Origin of the sequence: Blautia caecimuris (assembly GCF_024622975.1) — a bacterium.
GTDB classification, from domain to species: Bacteria; Bacillota; Clostridia; order Lachnospirales; family Lachnospiraceae; genus Blautia_A; species Blautia_A caecimuris.
On sequence record NZ_JANJZT010000004.1, the window covers coordinates 65,703 to 80,876 of the forward strand.

Below are 15,174 nucleotides of genomic sequence, written 5' to 3' on the forward strand. Positions count from 1 at the left end.
GAGATTCCTCCTGTTCATTGTTTATTTATCTTTCTGCCGGACAGTGCAATACAGAGGATTCCGATTACAGACCCAGATAAAATACTGACGCAGGCGATCTGCCAGTCAGCTCTTGCTGCGGTGATATGCAGGATATCCCGCACAAACTTCAGAATATAGGCAGAGGAAAACTGACCGATTCCCGTACAGCATACGTAGATGGAGATTGCCATGGGAGTATGGCTCTTATCTGTTACGCCGGAGGCTGCTTTTAAGGTCAGTGCCGGATTGGTAAATCCGAAGCCCAGGCCAAAGACTGCAGCAGATACAAAAAATAAAGGTTTGCTGGAAGCTGCCATCGCTATGCCGAAGGCGATTCCCACCAGAAGAATAGCGATAGCCGGCGTGTACTGTCTGCCTATTTTGGCAAATCCCACATAAACCAGACCGGCAAGGAAGGAAAAAGCAGTAAACGTACTTAATACATTGGCTGCATCTATGGCAGTCCCGATCTGTTCTCCTGTGATAAATAAAGCCATATTCTGCATATAGGAAAACTGCACTGCATTTAGCAGAAATCCCACGGCACAGCAGATATATAAGGTTTTTGTATATTTGGAACCCTGTGTTTTGGCAGTTTCAGCGGTTTTCTGGACTCCTGTGTCCGGAAGAACAAAAAGAACCAGGATAACAATCGGAATCACAAGAAGGAAACCAAGGAAAGAAAATCTCCAGCTGTAAGCTGCCAGGATACCGCCCAGGGACTGGAATACTACTCCTGCCAGGGCGCCTACTGCGCTTTTCCAGCCCATCATGGCATCCTTTTCACTTCCGTCAAAAAGATCTGTAACAACAGCAGAGGCCAGCGGGAACACAAGACCGTAACCGGCTCCGAAGACTACACGGGTAAAAAGGATAAAATTCATATCTCCGAAAAAGGCCGGAAGAACACCGGCAAAAATCAGGCCGGAAGCAATCAGAATGGCCTTTTTAATAGATACTTTGCGGGTAAGCCATCCGGATACCAGGGAAAAAATACACAGCATCAGCGAGGGGATAGAGCCGATCAGCTTCACAGTTTCTCCACTGGCATCAGGAAAGGCTTTTGCTATCTCAGCCAATGCAGGTGTAGTCATACTGGTAGTATACATTAACAGAGCTACGGATAAGGTGGCAGCCTTTACCATGACTCCGTATTTTTTGTTTGTCTGTTCAGTCATAGCTTTTACTTCTCCTCCGTTTCTCCACAGTACAGTTTACGGCTGGTAACGTAGATCACTTCATTGATATCAACCTTGCGTCCGGGATTTGTATTGACTACCCATGGCATATATCGTCCTGCTTCAGCCATTGTTTTTACGTGATTTTCCACATATTGCCGCAGTTCTTCCCCGTCCATTTCTGCCGGAGGCTGGAAAATACTTACCTGTCCCATGCGGCTGGTTGTCTGCTTCAACAATGCTGTTTTGTCGTTGCAGTTATCCTGTCCTTCCCAGAAATCAAAGCCTGTGTCACAGAAATTTTCCATCTGATTTCCCACACAGCCGCAGGAATGCAGGATCATATATAAGCCCATATTGTGGGCTGCCTGATTCATCCGTTTGTAATGAGGAAGCAGAACTTCACGGAAGGTGGCAGGAGACATAAAGGAATTGATCTGAGTACCCATATCGTCGTGGAAGGTGATCGCGTCAGCGTGATATACTTCTCGGGCGATTTTAAACAGTTCAATGTGAAAATCCGTCAGCTTTTCAAAGAAATCTCCGACAGCTTCCGGTTCTTCCAGAAGATAACAGAAGGTGTCCTCAAAGCTGGTCAGATCAGCCAGTCTCTCAAAACAGCCGTTGACAATAATGAAGGTAGTGGCGCGGTCCGGTTCCATCAAATCGGCATAGTGTTCCTGATAATCTTTTTTCCAGTCAATGGCTTTCAGATCAGGGAAAACCAGCTCCTTTTCCCAGTTCACAATGTCTGAGAGTCTTCTTGTACCCGGTTTCACCATGGCTGCCCGGCTCAGTTCTTCATATTGCCATTCAATGCCGAACCAGTCAGTTCCACCGTAGGTTCTGGCATAGGCATCCGGCATGACCATTGGCTGCAGACAGTTAAAATCAACAGAAAAATTAGGCATCCACAAAGGCTTTTCTCCACGGGCCAGCCGTAGGAAATTTTCTTTTGGCGTAATAGGAGTATTGAATTTTCGTACTGGGAAAGACGGCACACCGTAAGGCTTTGGTACAGGGCGGAATTTTCCCACATCTTTTAATTCCTCTTCAGGGCAAAACGGATAGTTCATATTGGCATCTCCCTTCTCTTTGTTTGTATCCAGTGTACGCCTTTCGCTGAAAAAAAGAATCGTGTGCAGGATACAAAAACAAACGGAATAAATGCCTGCTTTTTGGATTTTGCATACAAAAGATTTTTGGGATACCTTGATAACAGAAATGAAATCGCTTATAATTTGGCAAAGAGGTGATGTGTTTGGAAGAATTTCGGAAGGAACCTGCAACGCTTACATTGATCATTATAAATATTGTAGTGTTTCTTATGGTGGAATTTACGGGACTTTCCCAGGATACGCTTCATATGCTGGACTGGGGAGCAGCCTATACGCCGCTGATCGTAGAAAAAGGGGAAGTTTATCGTCTGTTTACCAGTATGTTTCTTCATTTTGGGATTGAACATCTGATCAATAATATGCTGGTACTTTTTGTTCTGGGAAGCCGTCTGGAAAGAGTGATCGGAAAGCTGCGTTTTATCGTGATTTATCTGGCTGGAGGCATGACGGGAAGTGTACTTTCTCTTGTCTGGGATTTAAGACAGGGGGAATATGCAGTATCGGCAGGAGCCTCCGGCGCAGTTTTTGCGGTAATGGGAGCTATGATTTATGTGGTGATACGAAATAAAGGACGCCTGGAGGATCTGTCTGTGCGTCAGATTCTTGTTATGGCCGTCTTTTCTCTGTATTTTGGATTCGCCAGCAGCGGCGTGGATAACGCCGCGCATACAGGGGGACTTGCAGCAGGCTTTCTGCTGGCGGTTTTTTGTTATCACAGGCGGAAAAAGATCTGAAATTCAGTGCCTTTACCCGGTACGCTTCGAACCTTCAGACTGCCTCCGTGCGCCTCAATGATCTGGCGGGTGACAGGAAGCCCAAGTCCCGTTCCTGTGGGCTTGTAGGTAACGAAGGGATTGAATACATTTTTTATCTGGCTGTCTGTCATTCCGCATCCGTTGTCACGGACGGAAATACAGATGCCGTCAGTAACAGCGGCTGCCGTAACAGAGATAACGCCGTGAGAGTGCTGAATGGATTCCTGGGCATTTCTGAGAAGGTTCAGAAGCGCCTGATGGATTTTTGTCTGGTCCAGACAAAGAAGGGGAAGGGTCTGGGGAATATCTGTTTCCAGAGTGATTCCAAGGTAGTCCAGCGCAGGGCGGAAAGAGCGGATAATACTTTTTAAAAGGAGGGTAATATCTGTCTGTACAGGGGAAAGATGCTCTGCGTTGTTGTAACGGGACAGTTCATTCAGCAGCTCCCGGATATATTCCAGATTTTCCATGATACCGTACCAGCCGTCATAAGAATTCAGTTCCGGATGAGCGGAAGCGAGCATCTGGAGTTCACTCTGAATCAATGCTACCGGATTACGTATTTCATGGGTAAATTTTGATAAAGTCATTTGCAGCTCTTTTTTCTGCTGTTCTAAAGTTAAATTTTCCTGCATAATCTGTCACCTCGTTTGCAGTGTACCATTCCGGCCTGTTTCGGGCAAGAAATTTCATGTTGAAAAAATCGACAAAGTACGAGAGAATAGAAGAAACAATATTTCATAATTCAAAGGAGGAGTATATTATGGAAAACTGTATTTTTTGTAAAATTGCAAATGGTGAAATTCCCTCTGCAACGTTGTATGAGGATGAAGAATTTCGAGTGATCCTCGATCTGGGTCCGGCAAGTAAAGGACACGCTCTGATTCTGCCAAAAGTTCATGCGGCAAATATTTATGAGCTTCCGGATGCAACAGCAGGAAAAACCATGATCCTGGCAAAGCATATGGCAGAGAAACTGACAAATGCACTGGAATGTGACGGATTTAATATTGTGCAGAACAATGGAGAGATCGCAGGACAGACAGTATTTCACTTTCATATGCATTTGATCCCGAGATATCAGGGAGACGGTGTAGAGCTTACCTGGAAGCCGGGCAGCCTCACTGATGAGGACAGAGACGATATTCTGGCAAAACTGAAATAGGAATCAGGTATTGTACAAAAGATGAAAAACGAGGATTTTAATGATATTTATAGGAAATACCATAGATTCTCTGTAAAAAGCGCTTACAGGCTTGTAAAGGACAGAATGCTGGCAGAAGATATCAGTCAGGAAGTGTTTTATCATCTCTATGAGATTATGGATACTCTGGATCTCGGTAATGAAGAAAAACTGAGAGCGCTGATATTTATAGCAACTGTCAATAAAACAAAAGATTATTTTAAGAAACCATGGAAAAGGCAGGAACATGTTGCTCTGGAGGACTGGAAACGCAGAAAGCCTTCTGAGGAGAAACTGAATCCTGAAAAGATCATGCTGAACCGGGAAGAGATCGAGTACAGAAAACAGGTGCTGCTCAAACTTCGCAAGGTAAATCCTGTAAATTATAATATTCTGGTTATGGTGAAATATTTTGGGATTTCTCCGGATTCTGTGGCAGAGGAGTACGGTATCACAAGAAACAATGTGAATAACCGTATCCTCCGGACAAGAAAATGGATGAAAGCAGAGCTTGAAAAGCTGCACAAAAGACATTAAACAATTATTGGACTATCTGGATCCTGCACATTCTTCAATCATGGAAACGATATGGTGAATGGAATCCATCTGGCTGCCTGCCGACATTGCCTGTTCATATTTATGACGGTCGGCATACAGATTTCGGATCACTGACAGAAGCTTTTCGTCAGTGATCTCTTCCTCTTCAAGAACCATACTGTAGCCCTGACGTTCAAAGGAACGGGCGTTAAGAATCTGATCGCCTCTGCTGGCATTGGCGGAAAGCGGAATCAGAAGGTTTGGCTTATGAAGAGCGCTGATCTCGCAGATGGCATTGGCTCCGGCTCTGGAAATTACAATATCAGCCAGGGCAAAAAGATCAGAAAGCTCTTTTTTGATATATTCAAACTGGACATATCCTTCTGTTCCTTTCAGTGATTCGTCTGTTTTGCCTTTTCCGCAGAGGTGGATCACCTGGAATTCCTTCAGAAGCTCAGGAAGAATGCTGCGGATGTGTTCATTTACTGACGCGGCTCCAAGACTTCCTCCGATTACCATCAGCACAGGTTTATCGGAAGTAAAACCGCAGAAAAGGCGTCCGGCTTCTTTATCTCCGCTGAGAAGCTCTTCGCGGATAGGAGTTCCGGTAAGAACTGCTTTTTCCTGAGGAAGACTTTTTACTGTTTCCGGGAAATTACAGCATATTTTTGAGGCGGAAGAAAGACAGAGCTTATTGGCAAGTCCGGGAGTCATATCGGATTCGTGGATGATCGCCGGGATTTTGCGCTTCTTTGCAGCGATCACAACAGGAACAGTCACAAAGCCGCCTTTGGAAAATACCACGTCCGGTTTCAGCTGTTTCAGCAGTTTTTTCGCCTCATGAAAGCCCTTTAATACACGGAAGGGATCTGTGAAATTTTTTACATCAAAGTAACGTCTTAATTTTCCGGAAGAAATACCGTAATAGGGAATACCAAGCTCTTCGATCAGCTTTTTTTCGATTCCCTCATAGGAACCAATATAGGAAATCTGGTATCCGGCTTCTTTGAGAGCAGGAATAAGAGCAATGTTTGGAGTGACATGTCCGGCAGTACCTCCGCCGGTAAGTACAATATGTTTCATAGGGGATTCCTCCTGAATAAATCTTTTTGTTACCAATAAATATGAACCAATGGGAAAGAATTGTCAAGAACACAAAATTTTATTGCAGAAGGCAATCCAGAATGAAATTCAGCCGGTTAGAGGGAACAGAAGAGAGAATGAATACCAGCTGGTTAGAGGAAACAGAAGAGAGAATGAAAATCAGTCGATTATCGGGGACAGCATAGAGAATGAAGCCCATCCGGTTAGCGGGAGCAGTAACAGAGACAAAATTCCGTTGGTTTCTGGAAATAGTCATGGGGCAGTTCAGAGAAATTATGGAGAGCAGGAAAATCAATACAAATGTCTGAGAATACAGCACTGGGAGAAAACCATGGAAAATAAAGATAAAAGGAATGGAAAACAACAGAATAATCAGGCATCAGACAGAGAAAAAAGGGTATTTTTAGATGAGCAGTATGTGAAAACAGCTGCGCAGATGGAACGGGAACTTTTTGCAGACAAAGATTTTGAAGACTATGAGCCTGAGGACAGTGAAGCAGAAGCCCGTTCATATGAAAAACTGGTCAACAGACTGAGGAAAGAGGGGGTATACAGAGAAGAGTTTGCGGATATGGCAGAGTTTCCAGGCATAGAAGAAGTGGATGCAGAAGAAGCTCCGGGAACAAAAGAAGCCATGGACGAAGAAGATATAAAAGCTCCACAGTTTCCTTCTTCTGGCAGAAAAAAATATGCCAGGGTACATGTGGGAAAAGTGGCTGGTGTTGCGCTTCTGTGCTGCGCCTGTATATTTGCAGCCAGTATGACAAGCCAGGCAAACAGAAATTATCTGGTGAACAATATACGTGTGTGGAGTGGAAATGATACAAAGACTGTAGTTGGTAACAGTGATCAGAATGAAAATGTGGATACGGCAGAGTATGAAGTTGTGGAAGAAATTGAGAAACAGTTGGGAGTAGAAGTGCCGGAATTTTACTACAGGCCAAATGGGTTTGAGTTTGTAAGTTATGAGATAGATGTTTTTGCGAATCTTGCAAGGGTTGAATACGAATATCAGAATAATATTATTTTATTTGTAATTGATACACAGAATGTTGATACTGCAAGCCGAATTATCAGTATGGATGAAGCAAAAGAAGCAGGTGTTGTTAAAAGCGAAGAGGGATCAGAGATAATTATAGAAAAGATTCAAGGGAAAATAGATGAGAAGCCGAGTTATTTAGCCCAATGGGAATTAAACGATACCATATATTATATGTCGGGAAGAATAGAAGAACAGGAATTAAAAAAAATATTGGAACAAATGAAATTTTAGCGTGATTTTTAAAAAGTTTTGTCGTATTACTTATGTAAGGGTTGGTTGCAGAGGAAAGGAGGGATAACAATCAGTAGATGGAAACGGATGCTGGGGATTGGTTTGGTGGCTGGAATCCTTGCATTGGGAAATGCAACAATGGTTTCTGCTCAACCGCTCAGTATTATGGATGAGGTAGAAACTTCAGCAGATTATGCGGAAGATACCAGCTACAGTCTGCTTCGTGGAAATCATCTGAATCTGGGAACTGTAAAGGTTCAGAGATTATCCAGTAATGAGATCACTATTTATGGACTGACTCAGTGTCATCATACCTGCGACAAGGTATATTTATCCTTGTACCTTGAGCGTAAAGTAAACGGAAGTTACGGTACTTACAAATACTGGGAATTTACTGCAGATGATGCAACAAGCCTCAGCCGAGGATTAAATGTTGCAGTTCCCAGCGGTACTTATTATCGTGTGCGCGGCTATCATGCTGCCAAGGACGGAACTACTAAAGAGTCAACATCTACGCTTACTCAGGGCATACTGATTAAGTAATCATGCGGATTTCCGGGGTATAAGGGACGATACTTCTGGAAAGAAACAAATTTTTGGACATACAAAACGAAAAACTGAATAGCGGAGCATGGGTGCAGACTGCAGGATGTACAGAAAAAAGAACTGTCAACCGCCATTACCATCAGGCAGCGCGAAATGCTCGCATTAGTAACTGGTAAACAATGAGATTACGACAAAACATTTGTTAGACGTGTAAAAAATAACTCGTCAACGAATACGACAAACCTTTGAGGGCAGGGCAGGATCTGAGTATTCTGTCCTGTCTTCTTTTTGAAAAACAACTGTTAAAATCACGGAGAATCGTGTATAATAATTATAAAATATTCCAATTTAATAAAGATTGTCTGACAAAGGGGGCTTGCATATGAAGATTACATTTATCGGTGCAACGCACGAAGTGACAGGAAGCTGCTACTATCTGGAAGCAGCGGGAAAAAAGTTTCTGGTAGACTGCGGTATGGAGCAGGGGCCGGATTATTATGAAAACAGGGATATTCCGGGAAATCCTGCTGATATTGATTTTGTGTTGCTGACCCATGCTCATATGGATCATTCCGGTAATCTTCCTGCAATTTATGCCAAAGGCTTTCAGGGACCGGTTTATGCCACAGATGCCACCTGCAATCTTTGCGACATTATGCTTCGCGACAGCGCTCATATACAGATGTTTGAGGCTGAGTGGAGAAACCGTAAGGGACGCCGCCAGGGCAAGCCGGAATTTATTCCCGCGTATACTATGGAAGATGCAATGGGAGTGATCCGGAATTTTGTTTCCTGTCCTTATGAAAAAACAGTGAAGCCTGCAGAGGGAATTGAGGTACGGTTTGTAGATGCGGGGCATCTTCTGGGATCGGCAAGTATTGAGATTACGATCACAGAAGGGGACACAAAGAAAAAAATTGTTTTTTCCGGGGATATTGGAAATACAAATCAACCGTTGATCAAAGATCCTACCTGGCTTCACGAGGCAGATTATGTAGTCATGGAATCCACTTATGGTGACAGAAGCCATGGAGACAGACCGGACTATGTAGGTCTTCTCAGTGAGGTTATTCAGAGAACCTTTGACAGGGGAGGAAATCTGGTGATTCCTTCTTTTGCTGTAGGACGTACACAGGAAATGCTGTATTTTATCCGGCAGATCAAAGAAGAGGGAAGAGTGAAGGGCCACGGGAACTTTAAGGTATATGTGGACAGCCCGCTGGCAAACGAAGCAACAACGATCTTTGGGGAACACAGATATGACTGTTTTGATGAGGAGGCCGTTGCCCTGACCAGAAAGGGAATTAACCCTTTAAGCTTTCCGGGACTGAAAACTTCTGTTACCAGTGATGATTCCCGGGCAATCAACTTTGACGAGGACTGCAAGGTGATCATATCCGCAAGCGGAATGTGCGACGCCGGCCGTATCAAGCATCATCTGAAGCATAATCTATGGAATAAAAAGAATACGATTCTTTTTGTGGGATATCAGGCAGTGGGAACACTGGGAAGAGCTCTTCTGGAAGGAGCAACAGAGGTGAAGCTGTTTGGAGAGGAAATCCATGTGGAGGCAGAAATCTGTCAGATGCCGGGAATCAGTGGTCATGCAGATGTGAACGGTCTTCTTGACTGGATCGGAGCCTTTGAAGGCAAACCTCAGAAGGTATTTGTAACTCACGGAGACGATACGGTTACGGAACTTTTTGCCGACAGGCTCAGGGAAGAAAAAGGACTGGATGCAGTGGCGCCTTTCAGCGGAACAGTTTATGATCTGAAGGATAATGTATGCATTTATGAGACAACGGGAGTGAAGCTTGAAAGAATACACATTTCCTCCAGAAGCAGTAAAGCGGCCAGAGCCTTTGAAAAACTGGTTGCAATGGGTCAGAGGCTTCTGTCTGTTATTAAAAAGAATGAGGGATGTCCAAATAAAGATTTGGATCGTTTTGCCAGAGAAATTCAGTCCCTTTGTGATAAATGGGACAGAAAAGACGGATAACAGAAAAACGGCTGCGGAATCCTGATGGGATTCTGCAGCCGCTTTTATCTTCTGTTGTAAATAAATCAGGCCAGAGCTTCTTTTAAAGCTTTTGATAACTGATCCGGGCAGGATGTAGGACGTACACCGCAACGGATTCCCTCAAGGCGGCGGATCGCTTCCTCTGCCTCCATGCCTTCTACAAGACGGGCAACGCCCTGAGTATTTCCGGAGCAGCCGCCCTGGAATTTTACATTGTGTATTTTTTTCTGGTCGTCCAGCTCAAATTCAATGGCGCTGGAGCATACGCCGCTTGTTTTGTATCTCATTTGTTTTCCTCCTGATGTATTTGGATTTTAAGTACTGTTCATTTGGAAATATCACGCCTGATGTAATCCGGCATGCAGATGTGAACAGTAACAGTTTTCTGTAACACATTATAGCAGAATTTAAAAAAAGTTTCCATATAAACGAAACTTTTGTTATAATGTATCATGAATAAGCAGATGACGGCTTACAGCCGCGTCCTGCCAGGTATTCTGGTATATACCCAAATACCGGAATATACAGATCAAAATGCCATTGCCGATGATTCGGAATGCATTTTGCCTAAACTGATAAAACAGATTACAGACCATAAGACAGGAGAATTTTGTTATGAGATGTATTGGAATTATAGGAGCAATGAGCGATGAGGTTGCAGGACTGAAGGCTCTTATGCAGGATACACAGATTATAAGAAAGGCTTCCATGGAGTTCTACTCAGGAATCCTGGAAGGAAAAAAAGTAGTTGTTGTACAGTCCGGCATCGGAAAAGTTAATGCAACTGTCTGTACACAGATCCTGATCGATGACTTTCAGGCAGAGGTTGTGATCAACACAGGAATTGCAGGAAGTCTGAATAATGATATTAATATTGGAGACATTGTAGTTTCTACCGATCTGGTTCATCATGATGTGGATGCAGGCGCTTTTGGATATAAAAAAGGACAGGTTCCGGATATGGACGTATTTTCTTTTGGAAGCGACGACGCTCTTCGCAGTCTGGCAGTAAAGGTGTGCAGAGAGGTAAATCCGGATATTCAGGTATTTGAGGGAAGAATTGCTTCCGGAGATCAGTTTGTGGCAGATCAGGGAGTAAAGGACGTTATTGTCAGCGAATTTGGCGCTTATGCAGTTGAAATGGAAGGCGCTGCTATCGCACATGCCGCATATCTGAACCATGTGCCGTGTCTGGTGGTCCGCGCGATTTCTGACAAGGCAGACGGAAGTGCGGAAGTAGATTATCCTGCTTTTGAGAAGCTGGCGATTGAGCACAGCATGAAGCTTACCAGAAGAATACTGAGAGAGATGCAGGCATAAAAAGTCACATCTGAGCTTTTGTCGCATAGTTTAAAGAAGAAGTCTGGAATAAGCAGGAGCCTGTCTATGTATTATGATGAATTTTTTCCGTTTTACGCAGCATATGCAGATCCTTTACTTTATGAAAGAGAAAATATACAGGAAAAGGAATTTGCGCTGATGAAATCCTGGTATCCGGAAAGTGTCCGCAGGCTGCAGGAAAGGGTGGAACAGGAATGTCAGCTTCTGGATTATGAAGGAAGCCGTATTTATGACGAGTATCCGGATCGATGGATGCTGCGCCGGATGTGCAGGGATATCAGGGAAACAGAAGAAAATACAATGGAGGCTCAGATGGTGTCTTCGGAAAAGCTGGAAGAACTGACAGAGGTGCTTCTGTACCAGGAGATATCCAGAAGACGATGCAGAAGGCGAAGATGCCGCGGATACTGAAACAGGCAGGACAGAACGCCTGAATAAAGGCGAGAAAGAGTTATACAGAAATGATGAAAACATTACAGGAATTTTTGGAGGAGCAGATCAGTGAGGAGCTGATCCTTGCCGTACTCAGCGGCAGCAGAAAAAAGGAAATTCCCTCAAGAGTGAGAATACGTCCGGTGGAGCTGAAGGGCAGGATCCTGTATCAGGCCTCATCCACAGTGGGGACAAAGGTTCTTCACGAAAATTATACCAGAAAAGAGCTTCTTGCCTATATGGAGCAGGCTCTTGCAGGAGATTATTCTCAGCTGCAGGTACAGGGCAGCAGCGCGGACGGCAGTGTTCTTGTAAGCAAAAAAGGAAAACAGACCATTAAAGTGAAGCCCCATGCTGTAAAAAAGCCTGCAAAAATACTTTCGCACAACAGGGTAAAGCAGTATATCCTTCCGGAAGGAAAGCCGGTTCCTTTTCTGGTGGATCTGGGAGTTATGAGCCCGGAGGGAAAGGTTCATGTTTCTGCTTATGATAAATATAAACAGATCAACCGTTTTCTGGAATTTATAGAGGATATCCTTCCCCGCCTTTCCAGGGACAGAGAGATTACGATTGTGGATTTTGGCTGCGGAAAATCATATCTGACCTTTGCCATGTATTATTTTTTACGGGAGCTGAGAGGGTATGATGTGAATATCATCGGGCTTGACCTGAAGGCAGATGTGATTGAAAACTGCAGCCGTCTGGCGGAAAGCTACGGATATGACAAACTGCATTTCTGTCAGGGGGATATAGCCGGATATGAAGGTCTCCAGAAGGTGGATATGGTAGTTACCCTGCATGCCTGCGACAAGGCAACGGATTATGCTCTGGCAAAGGCTGTGGAGTGGGATGCAGAAGTGATTTTTTCCGTACCCTGCTGTCAGCATGAGCTGAACAGTAAGATCAGCAGCGAGCTTCTGGAGCCGGTTTTAAAATACGGTATTTTAAAAGAAAGGATGTCGGCTCTTATTACAGACGGAATCCGGGCAAATCTTCTGGAATCCAAAGGATATTCCACACAGATCCTGGAATTTATTGATATGGAGCACACACCTAAGAATCTGCTGATCCGGGCAGTAAAAAGCGGAAAAGAGCAGAGCACAGACAAGCTGAAAAAAATGACAGAGGCTCTTAATGGGGAGCTTACGCTGGAGCAGCTTCTTTATCCCCGGGATAATGAGAAGGGAGCGGTGTAAAGGCAGATGAAAAAGTTTTTTCGCAAGTTTGCAGTGCTCCTTCTGGTGTTTGTGCTGGGAGTGGCCGGAACTGCGTTTTTGATGAACAGCCGGTCAACAGATGACCGTTCCGATATGAATAATCCGGTTCTTCCGGAGGTTATGACTGAGTTCGGAGGAACTCTTTCCAATCTGATGCATGGATACAGACAGCCCATGCAGGCTGATTTTGTCAGGGAATGCATTACGCCCCTTGATACCACCCGTACGGTATCTCTGGCAGTGGATCCCCATGAATCAGAGGTAAAAAGCCTTTCCTATGAGATCAGAAGCTCAGACGGAACAAAGGTGATCGAAAACAGAAAGATCAGCGCCCTGGAATCTTCCGGAGACGGGTATCTCAGAACTTCAGTACAGATCAGCGCAGGTCTTCTGATGAATCAGGAATATTCCATGCAGATTACCCTGGATACAGATTCAGGCGAGGCTTACTATTATACGAGGGTAGTTTCCAGGACGGCAACCAATGTTGCGGACTATGTGGCTTTTGCATCATCCTTTGCCCAGAAGTGCATGGATAAGACTACTGCAGATGAACTGGGGACATACCTGGAAGCAACTGAAACATCAGCCCGCAATTTTGCAGATATTTCCATTACTTCATCCCTGGCAAATGTAAGCTGGGGGAATTTACATCCTCAGATATCCAGAGCAGGGATTCCGGTGATCAAGGATATTAATGAGACCACTGCCAGTATTTCTCTGGAATATGAGATCATGGCTGCCAATGATGAAGGAAAAGCAGAATATTATAATGTGACAGATTTTTACAGAATGCGTTATACGGAAACACGTATTATGCTTCTTGATTTTACAAGATCTGCCCATCAGATCTTTAATCCGGAGCTTTCTGTGATCAGCGATAAAGGCCTGCTTCTTGGAGTTGGAGATAAGAATGTCTCCTACATGGCAAACAAAGACGCTTCGGTAGTGGCCTTTGTCCGGGAAGGCGAGCTGTGGACCTATGCGCCGGAAAGCGGGAAATTTGTGGACGTATTCAGCTTTCGCAGAAATGTTGACAGCGATTCCAGAGATGCAGATATGAACCATGACATCAAGCTTCTTGGCATAGAAGAAAACGGCGACGTGGATTTTATGGTTTATGGATATATGAGCCGCGGAAATCATGAAGGATACAGCGGCGTTGGTATTTATCATTATAACAGCGACCAGAACATGGTAGAGGAAAAGGTGTTTATACCAGGTACGGAGTCCTATGAATTTCTCAAGGATGATCTGGGAATTCTTTCTTATGTAAACAAGGATAACCAGCTGTTCCTGGTAATGGCAAAAGATCTTTACCAGATCAATATTGACGAAAGCAGTTATAAGGTGCTGGCAGAGGGGATCAACAGAGATAATTTTGTGGTTTCCGATACCAATGCCCATGCAGCCTGGATCGTATCCGAGGGAGAAAATGCAGGGCAGATACAGATGATGGATTTTGATTCTCAGAATGTAAGACTGATCGCACCGGGCCAGGATCAGGAGTTGCGTACCCTGGGATTTATGAACGAAGACCTGATTTACGGGCTTCTCCAGAGCGGAGATATCCTCACAGACGAAAACGGTCACAGCACAGAAGGGCTGACCTCTTTCCGGATCGAGGACTTTGAGGGCAATTTGAAAAAGGAATATCACCAGGAGGGAATGTATATTGTCAATCCTTCTGTGGGTCGGACTCTGATGGAGTTTCAGCTTGCTGCAAAAGGAAAACAGGGATATTCTGTCCAGAAAAAGGACAATATCATGAACAATGGAAATAAAACGGCCAAGCTGGTAACCGCAGAGCAGACCAGTTCCGACCGCCAGGGAATTATGACCCGGCTGACCTTTGAGGACAAACCAGAATCAGACAAGCCTCTGGTTCTCAGAGCCAAGATGCGCAGTGTGAAAGAGCATATTGTGGAGCTTGAGGTGGAAACACCGGAGGAAGAGTTGTACTATGTATATGGAAAGGGCGGCCTGGACAGCACCTGGACAGACCCTGCACAGGCAGTAAAGCGCGCAGATTCTCAGATGGGAGTTGTTCTGAACCGGGCCCAGCAGTATGTATGGGAGAGGGGAAACCTGAAAACGCAGATTACCCTGAATACAGAGGATATTCCGGAAATTATCCGGACAGGCTCCTGGGATAAAAAGGTTCTTCAGGACGGAATGGGAGATACCGGAAAAATAATCGACCTTTCCGGCTGCAGTCTGGAAAATGTTCTGTATGAGATCAGCGCCCAGAGAGCTGTGATTGCAGAAACAGGAGAAAATTCCAGTACAGTGATCGTGGGATACGATGAATATAACACCTGGCTTCTTGATCCGGCTACCGGAGAGGTGAAGCCTTATGGAATGCAGGACAGCACAAAGCTGTTCCAAAAGGCAGGAAATATTTTTATTACTTATCTGGAAGCTGTGACCTATTGACAGGTCATGGCAT

The 15,174-nt window shown here is 44.5% G+C and carries 15 protein-coding genes; 10 read left to right on the plus strand and 5 right to left on the minus strand.

What is annotated here, in order from left to right; all coding sequences use genetic code 11:
* Positions 1-14 precede the first annotated feature (14 nt).
* Together NSA57_RS04065 and NSA57_RS04070 are read right to left on the minus strand one after the other, a co-directional pair.
* Complete coding sequence (locus tag NSA57_RS04065) at positions 15-1,199, minus strand: MFS transporter (RefSeq protein WP_147598536.1); 1,185 nt, start codon at positions 1,197-1,199, stop codon at positions 15-17.
* A gap of 5 nt (positions 1,200-1,204) precedes the next feature.
* The gene (locus NSA57_RS04070; protein WP_257464099.1) at positions 1,205-2,275 is read right to left on the minus strand and encodes a uroporphyrinogen decarboxylase family protein; all 1,071 of its coding nucleotides are present in this window, start codon (positions 2,273-2,275) and stop codon (positions 1,205-1,207) included.
* A gap of 179 nt (positions 2,276-2,454) precedes the next feature.
* Here NSA57_RS04070 and NSA57_RS04075 point away from each other — a divergent pair, with 179 nt between their 5' ends.
* Positions 2,455-3,051 (plus strand): rhomboid family intramembrane serine protease, encoded by a 597-nt coding sequence (locus NSA57_RS04075; RefSeq protein ID WP_138270137.1) that lies wholly within the window; start codon positions 2,455-2,457, stop codon positions 3,049-3,051.
* Here NSA57_RS04075 and NSA57_RS04080 read toward each other — a convergent pair.
* Positions 3,030-3,707 (minus strand): sensor histidine kinase, encoded by a 678-nt coding sequence (locus tag NSA57_RS04080; RefSeq protein ID WP_022068177.1) that lies wholly within the window; start codon positions 3,705-3,707, stop codon positions 3,030-3,032. The genes NSA57_RS04075 and NSA57_RS04080 overlap by 22 nt on opposite strands.
* Before the next feature lie 128 nt (positions 3,708-3,835).
* Here NSA57_RS04080 and NSA57_RS04085 point away from each other — a divergent pair, with 128 nt between their 5' ends.
* On the plus strand, positions 3,836-4,237 hold the full coding sequence (locus NSA57_RS04085) for an HIT family protein (RefSeq protein ID WP_257464100.1): 402 nt from the start codon (positions 3,836-3,838) through the stop codon (positions 4,235-4,237).
* 21 nt (positions 4,238-4,258) lie between these two features.
* Positions 4,259-4,792, plus strand: coding sequence for an RNA polymerase sigma factor (locus tag NSA57_RS04090; protein WP_147598534.1), 534 nt, complete (start codon positions 4,259-4,261; stop codon positions 4,790-4,792).
* 12 nt (positions 4,793-4,804) lie between these two features.
* Here NSA57_RS04090 and NSA57_RS04095 read toward each other — a convergent pair whose 3' ends face one another.
* Positions 4,805-5,875 (minus strand): undecaprenyldiphospho-muramoylpentapeptide beta-N-acetylglucosaminyltransferase, encoded by a 1,071-nt coding sequence (locus NSA57_RS04095; RefSeq protein WP_257464101.1) that lies wholly within the window; start codon positions 5,873-5,875, stop codon positions 4,805-4,807.
* A gap of 82 nt (positions 5,876-5,957) precedes the next feature.
* On the opposite strand from NSA57_RS04095, the gene NSA57_RS04100 reads away from it, so the two are divergent.
* The 3 genes from NSA57_RS04100 to NSA57_RS04110 all read left to right on the plus strand — a co-directional run bounded on the left by NSA57_RS04100 (position 5,958) and on the right by NSA57_RS04110 (position 9,714).
* The gene (locus NSA57_RS04100) at positions 5,958-7,169 is read left to right on the plus strand and encodes a DUF4367 domain-containing protein (RefSeq protein ID WP_257464102.1); all 1,212 of its coding nucleotides are present in this window, start codon (positions 5,958-5,960) and stop codon (positions 7,167-7,169) included.
* Positions 7,170-7,256: 87 nt separating this feature from the next.
* Positions 7,257-7,712: a DUF6147 family protein gene (locus tag NSA57_RS04105; RefSeq protein WP_179979089.1), complete on the plus strand. Its 456-nt coding sequence runs from the start codon at positions 7,257-7,259 to the stop codon at positions 7,710-7,712.
* 385 nt (positions 7,713-8,097) lie between these two features.
* Positions 8,098-9,714 (plus strand): MBL fold metallo-hydrolase RNA specificity domain-containing protein, encoded by a 1,617-nt coding sequence (locus NSA57_RS04110; protein WP_138270133.1) that lies wholly within the window; start codon positions 8,098-8,100, stop codon positions 9,712-9,714.
* 65 nt (positions 9,715-9,779) lie between these two features.
* Here the strand turns inward: NSA57_RS04110 and NSA57_RS04115 are convergent, their stop codons facing one another.
* Positions 9,780-10,022 (minus strand): TIGR03905 family TSCPD domain-containing protein, encoded by a 243-nt coding sequence (locus tag NSA57_RS04115; protein WP_022068184.1) that lies wholly within the window; start codon positions 10,020-10,022, stop codon positions 9,780-9,782.
* A gap of 328 nt (positions 10,023-10,350) precedes the next feature.
* Here NSA57_RS04115 and NSA57_RS04120 point away from each other — a divergent pair, with 328 nt between their 5' ends.
* From NSA57_RS04120 to NSA57_RS04135, 4 genes are all read left to right on the plus strand, one after another.
* On the plus strand, positions 10,351-11,055 hold the full coding sequence (locus NSA57_RS04120; protein ID WP_257464103.1) for a 5'-methylthioadenosine/adenosylhomocysteine nucleosidase: 705 nt from the start codon (positions 10,351-10,353) through the stop codon (positions 11,053-11,055).
* Positions 11,056-11,121: 66 nt separating this feature from the next.
* The gene (locus NSA57_RS04125; protein WP_138270131.1) at positions 11,122-11,487 is read left to right on the plus strand and encodes a hypothetical protein; all 366 of its coding nucleotides are present in this window, start codon (positions 11,122-11,124) and stop codon (positions 11,485-11,487) included.
* A gap of 53 nt (positions 11,488-11,540) precedes the next feature.
* Complete coding sequence (locus tag NSA57_RS04130) at positions 11,541-12,704, plus strand: methyltransferase (protein WP_147598631.1); 1,164 nt, start codon at positions 11,541-11,543, stop codon at positions 12,702-12,704.
* A gap of 6 nt (positions 12,705-12,710) precedes the next feature.
* On the plus strand, positions 12,711-15,161 hold the full coding sequence (locus tag NSA57_RS04135; RefSeq protein WP_257464104.1) for a hypothetical protein: 2,451 nt from the start codon (positions 12,711-12,713) through the stop codon (positions 15,159-15,161).
* Positions 15,162-15,174: the final 13 nt, after the last annotated feature.

Coding starts and splice junctions, on each gene's coding strand:
- NSA57_RS04065 (WP_147598536.1), bottom strand. CDS start 1,199: ATGACTGAACAGACAAACAAAAAATACGGAGTCATGGTAAAGGCTGCC.
- NSA57_RS04115 (WP_022068184.1), bottom strand. CDS start 10,022: ATGAGATACAAAACAAGCGGCGTATGCTCCAGCGCCATTGAATTTGAG.
- NSA57_RS04110 (WP_138270133.1), top strand. CDS start 8,098: ATGAAGATTACATTTATCGGTGCAACGCACGAAGTGACAGGAAGCTGC.
- NSA57_RS04075 (WP_138270137.1), top strand. CDS start 2,455: ATGTGTTTGGAAGAATTTCGGAAGGAACCTGCAACGCTTACATTGATC.
- NSA57_RS04120 (WP_257464103.1), top strand. CDS start 10,351: ATGAGATGTATTGGAATTATAGGAGCAATGAGCGATGAGGTTGCAGGA.
- NSA57_RS04070 (WP_257464099.1), bottom strand. CDS start 2,275: ATGAACTATCCGTTTTGCCCTGAAGAGGAATTAAAAGATGTGGGAAAA.
- NSA57_RS04090 (WP_147598534.1), top strand. CDS start 4,259: ATGAAAAACGAGGATTTTAATGATATTTATAGGAAATACCATAGATTC.
- NSA57_RS04135 (WP_257464104.1), top strand. CDS start 12,711: ATGAAAAAGTTTTTTCGCAAGTTTGCAGTGCTCCTTCTGGTGTTTGTG.
- NSA57_RS04085 (WP_257464100.1), top strand. CDS start 3,836: ATGGAAAACTGTATTTTTTGTAAAATTGCAAATGGTGAAATTCCCTCT.
- NSA57_RS04125 (WP_138270131.1), top strand. CDS start 11,122: ATGTATTATGATGAATTTTTTCCGTTTTACGCAGCATATGCAGATCCT.
- NSA57_RS04130 (WP_147598631.1), top strand. CDS start 11,541: ATGAAAACATTACAGGAATTTTTGGAGGAGCAGATCAGTGAGGAGCTG.
- NSA57_RS04095 (WP_257464101.1), bottom strand. CDS start 5,875: ATGAAACATATTGTACTTACCGGCGGAGGTACTGCCGGACATGTCACT.
- NSA57_RS04080 (WP_022068177.1), bottom strand. CDS start 3,707: ATGCAGGAAAATTTAACTTTAGAACAGCAGAAAAAAGAGCTGCAAATG.
- NSA57_RS04105 (WP_179979089.1), top strand. CDS start 7,257: ATGCTGGGGATTGGTTTGGTGGCTGGAATCCTTGCATTGGGAAATGCA.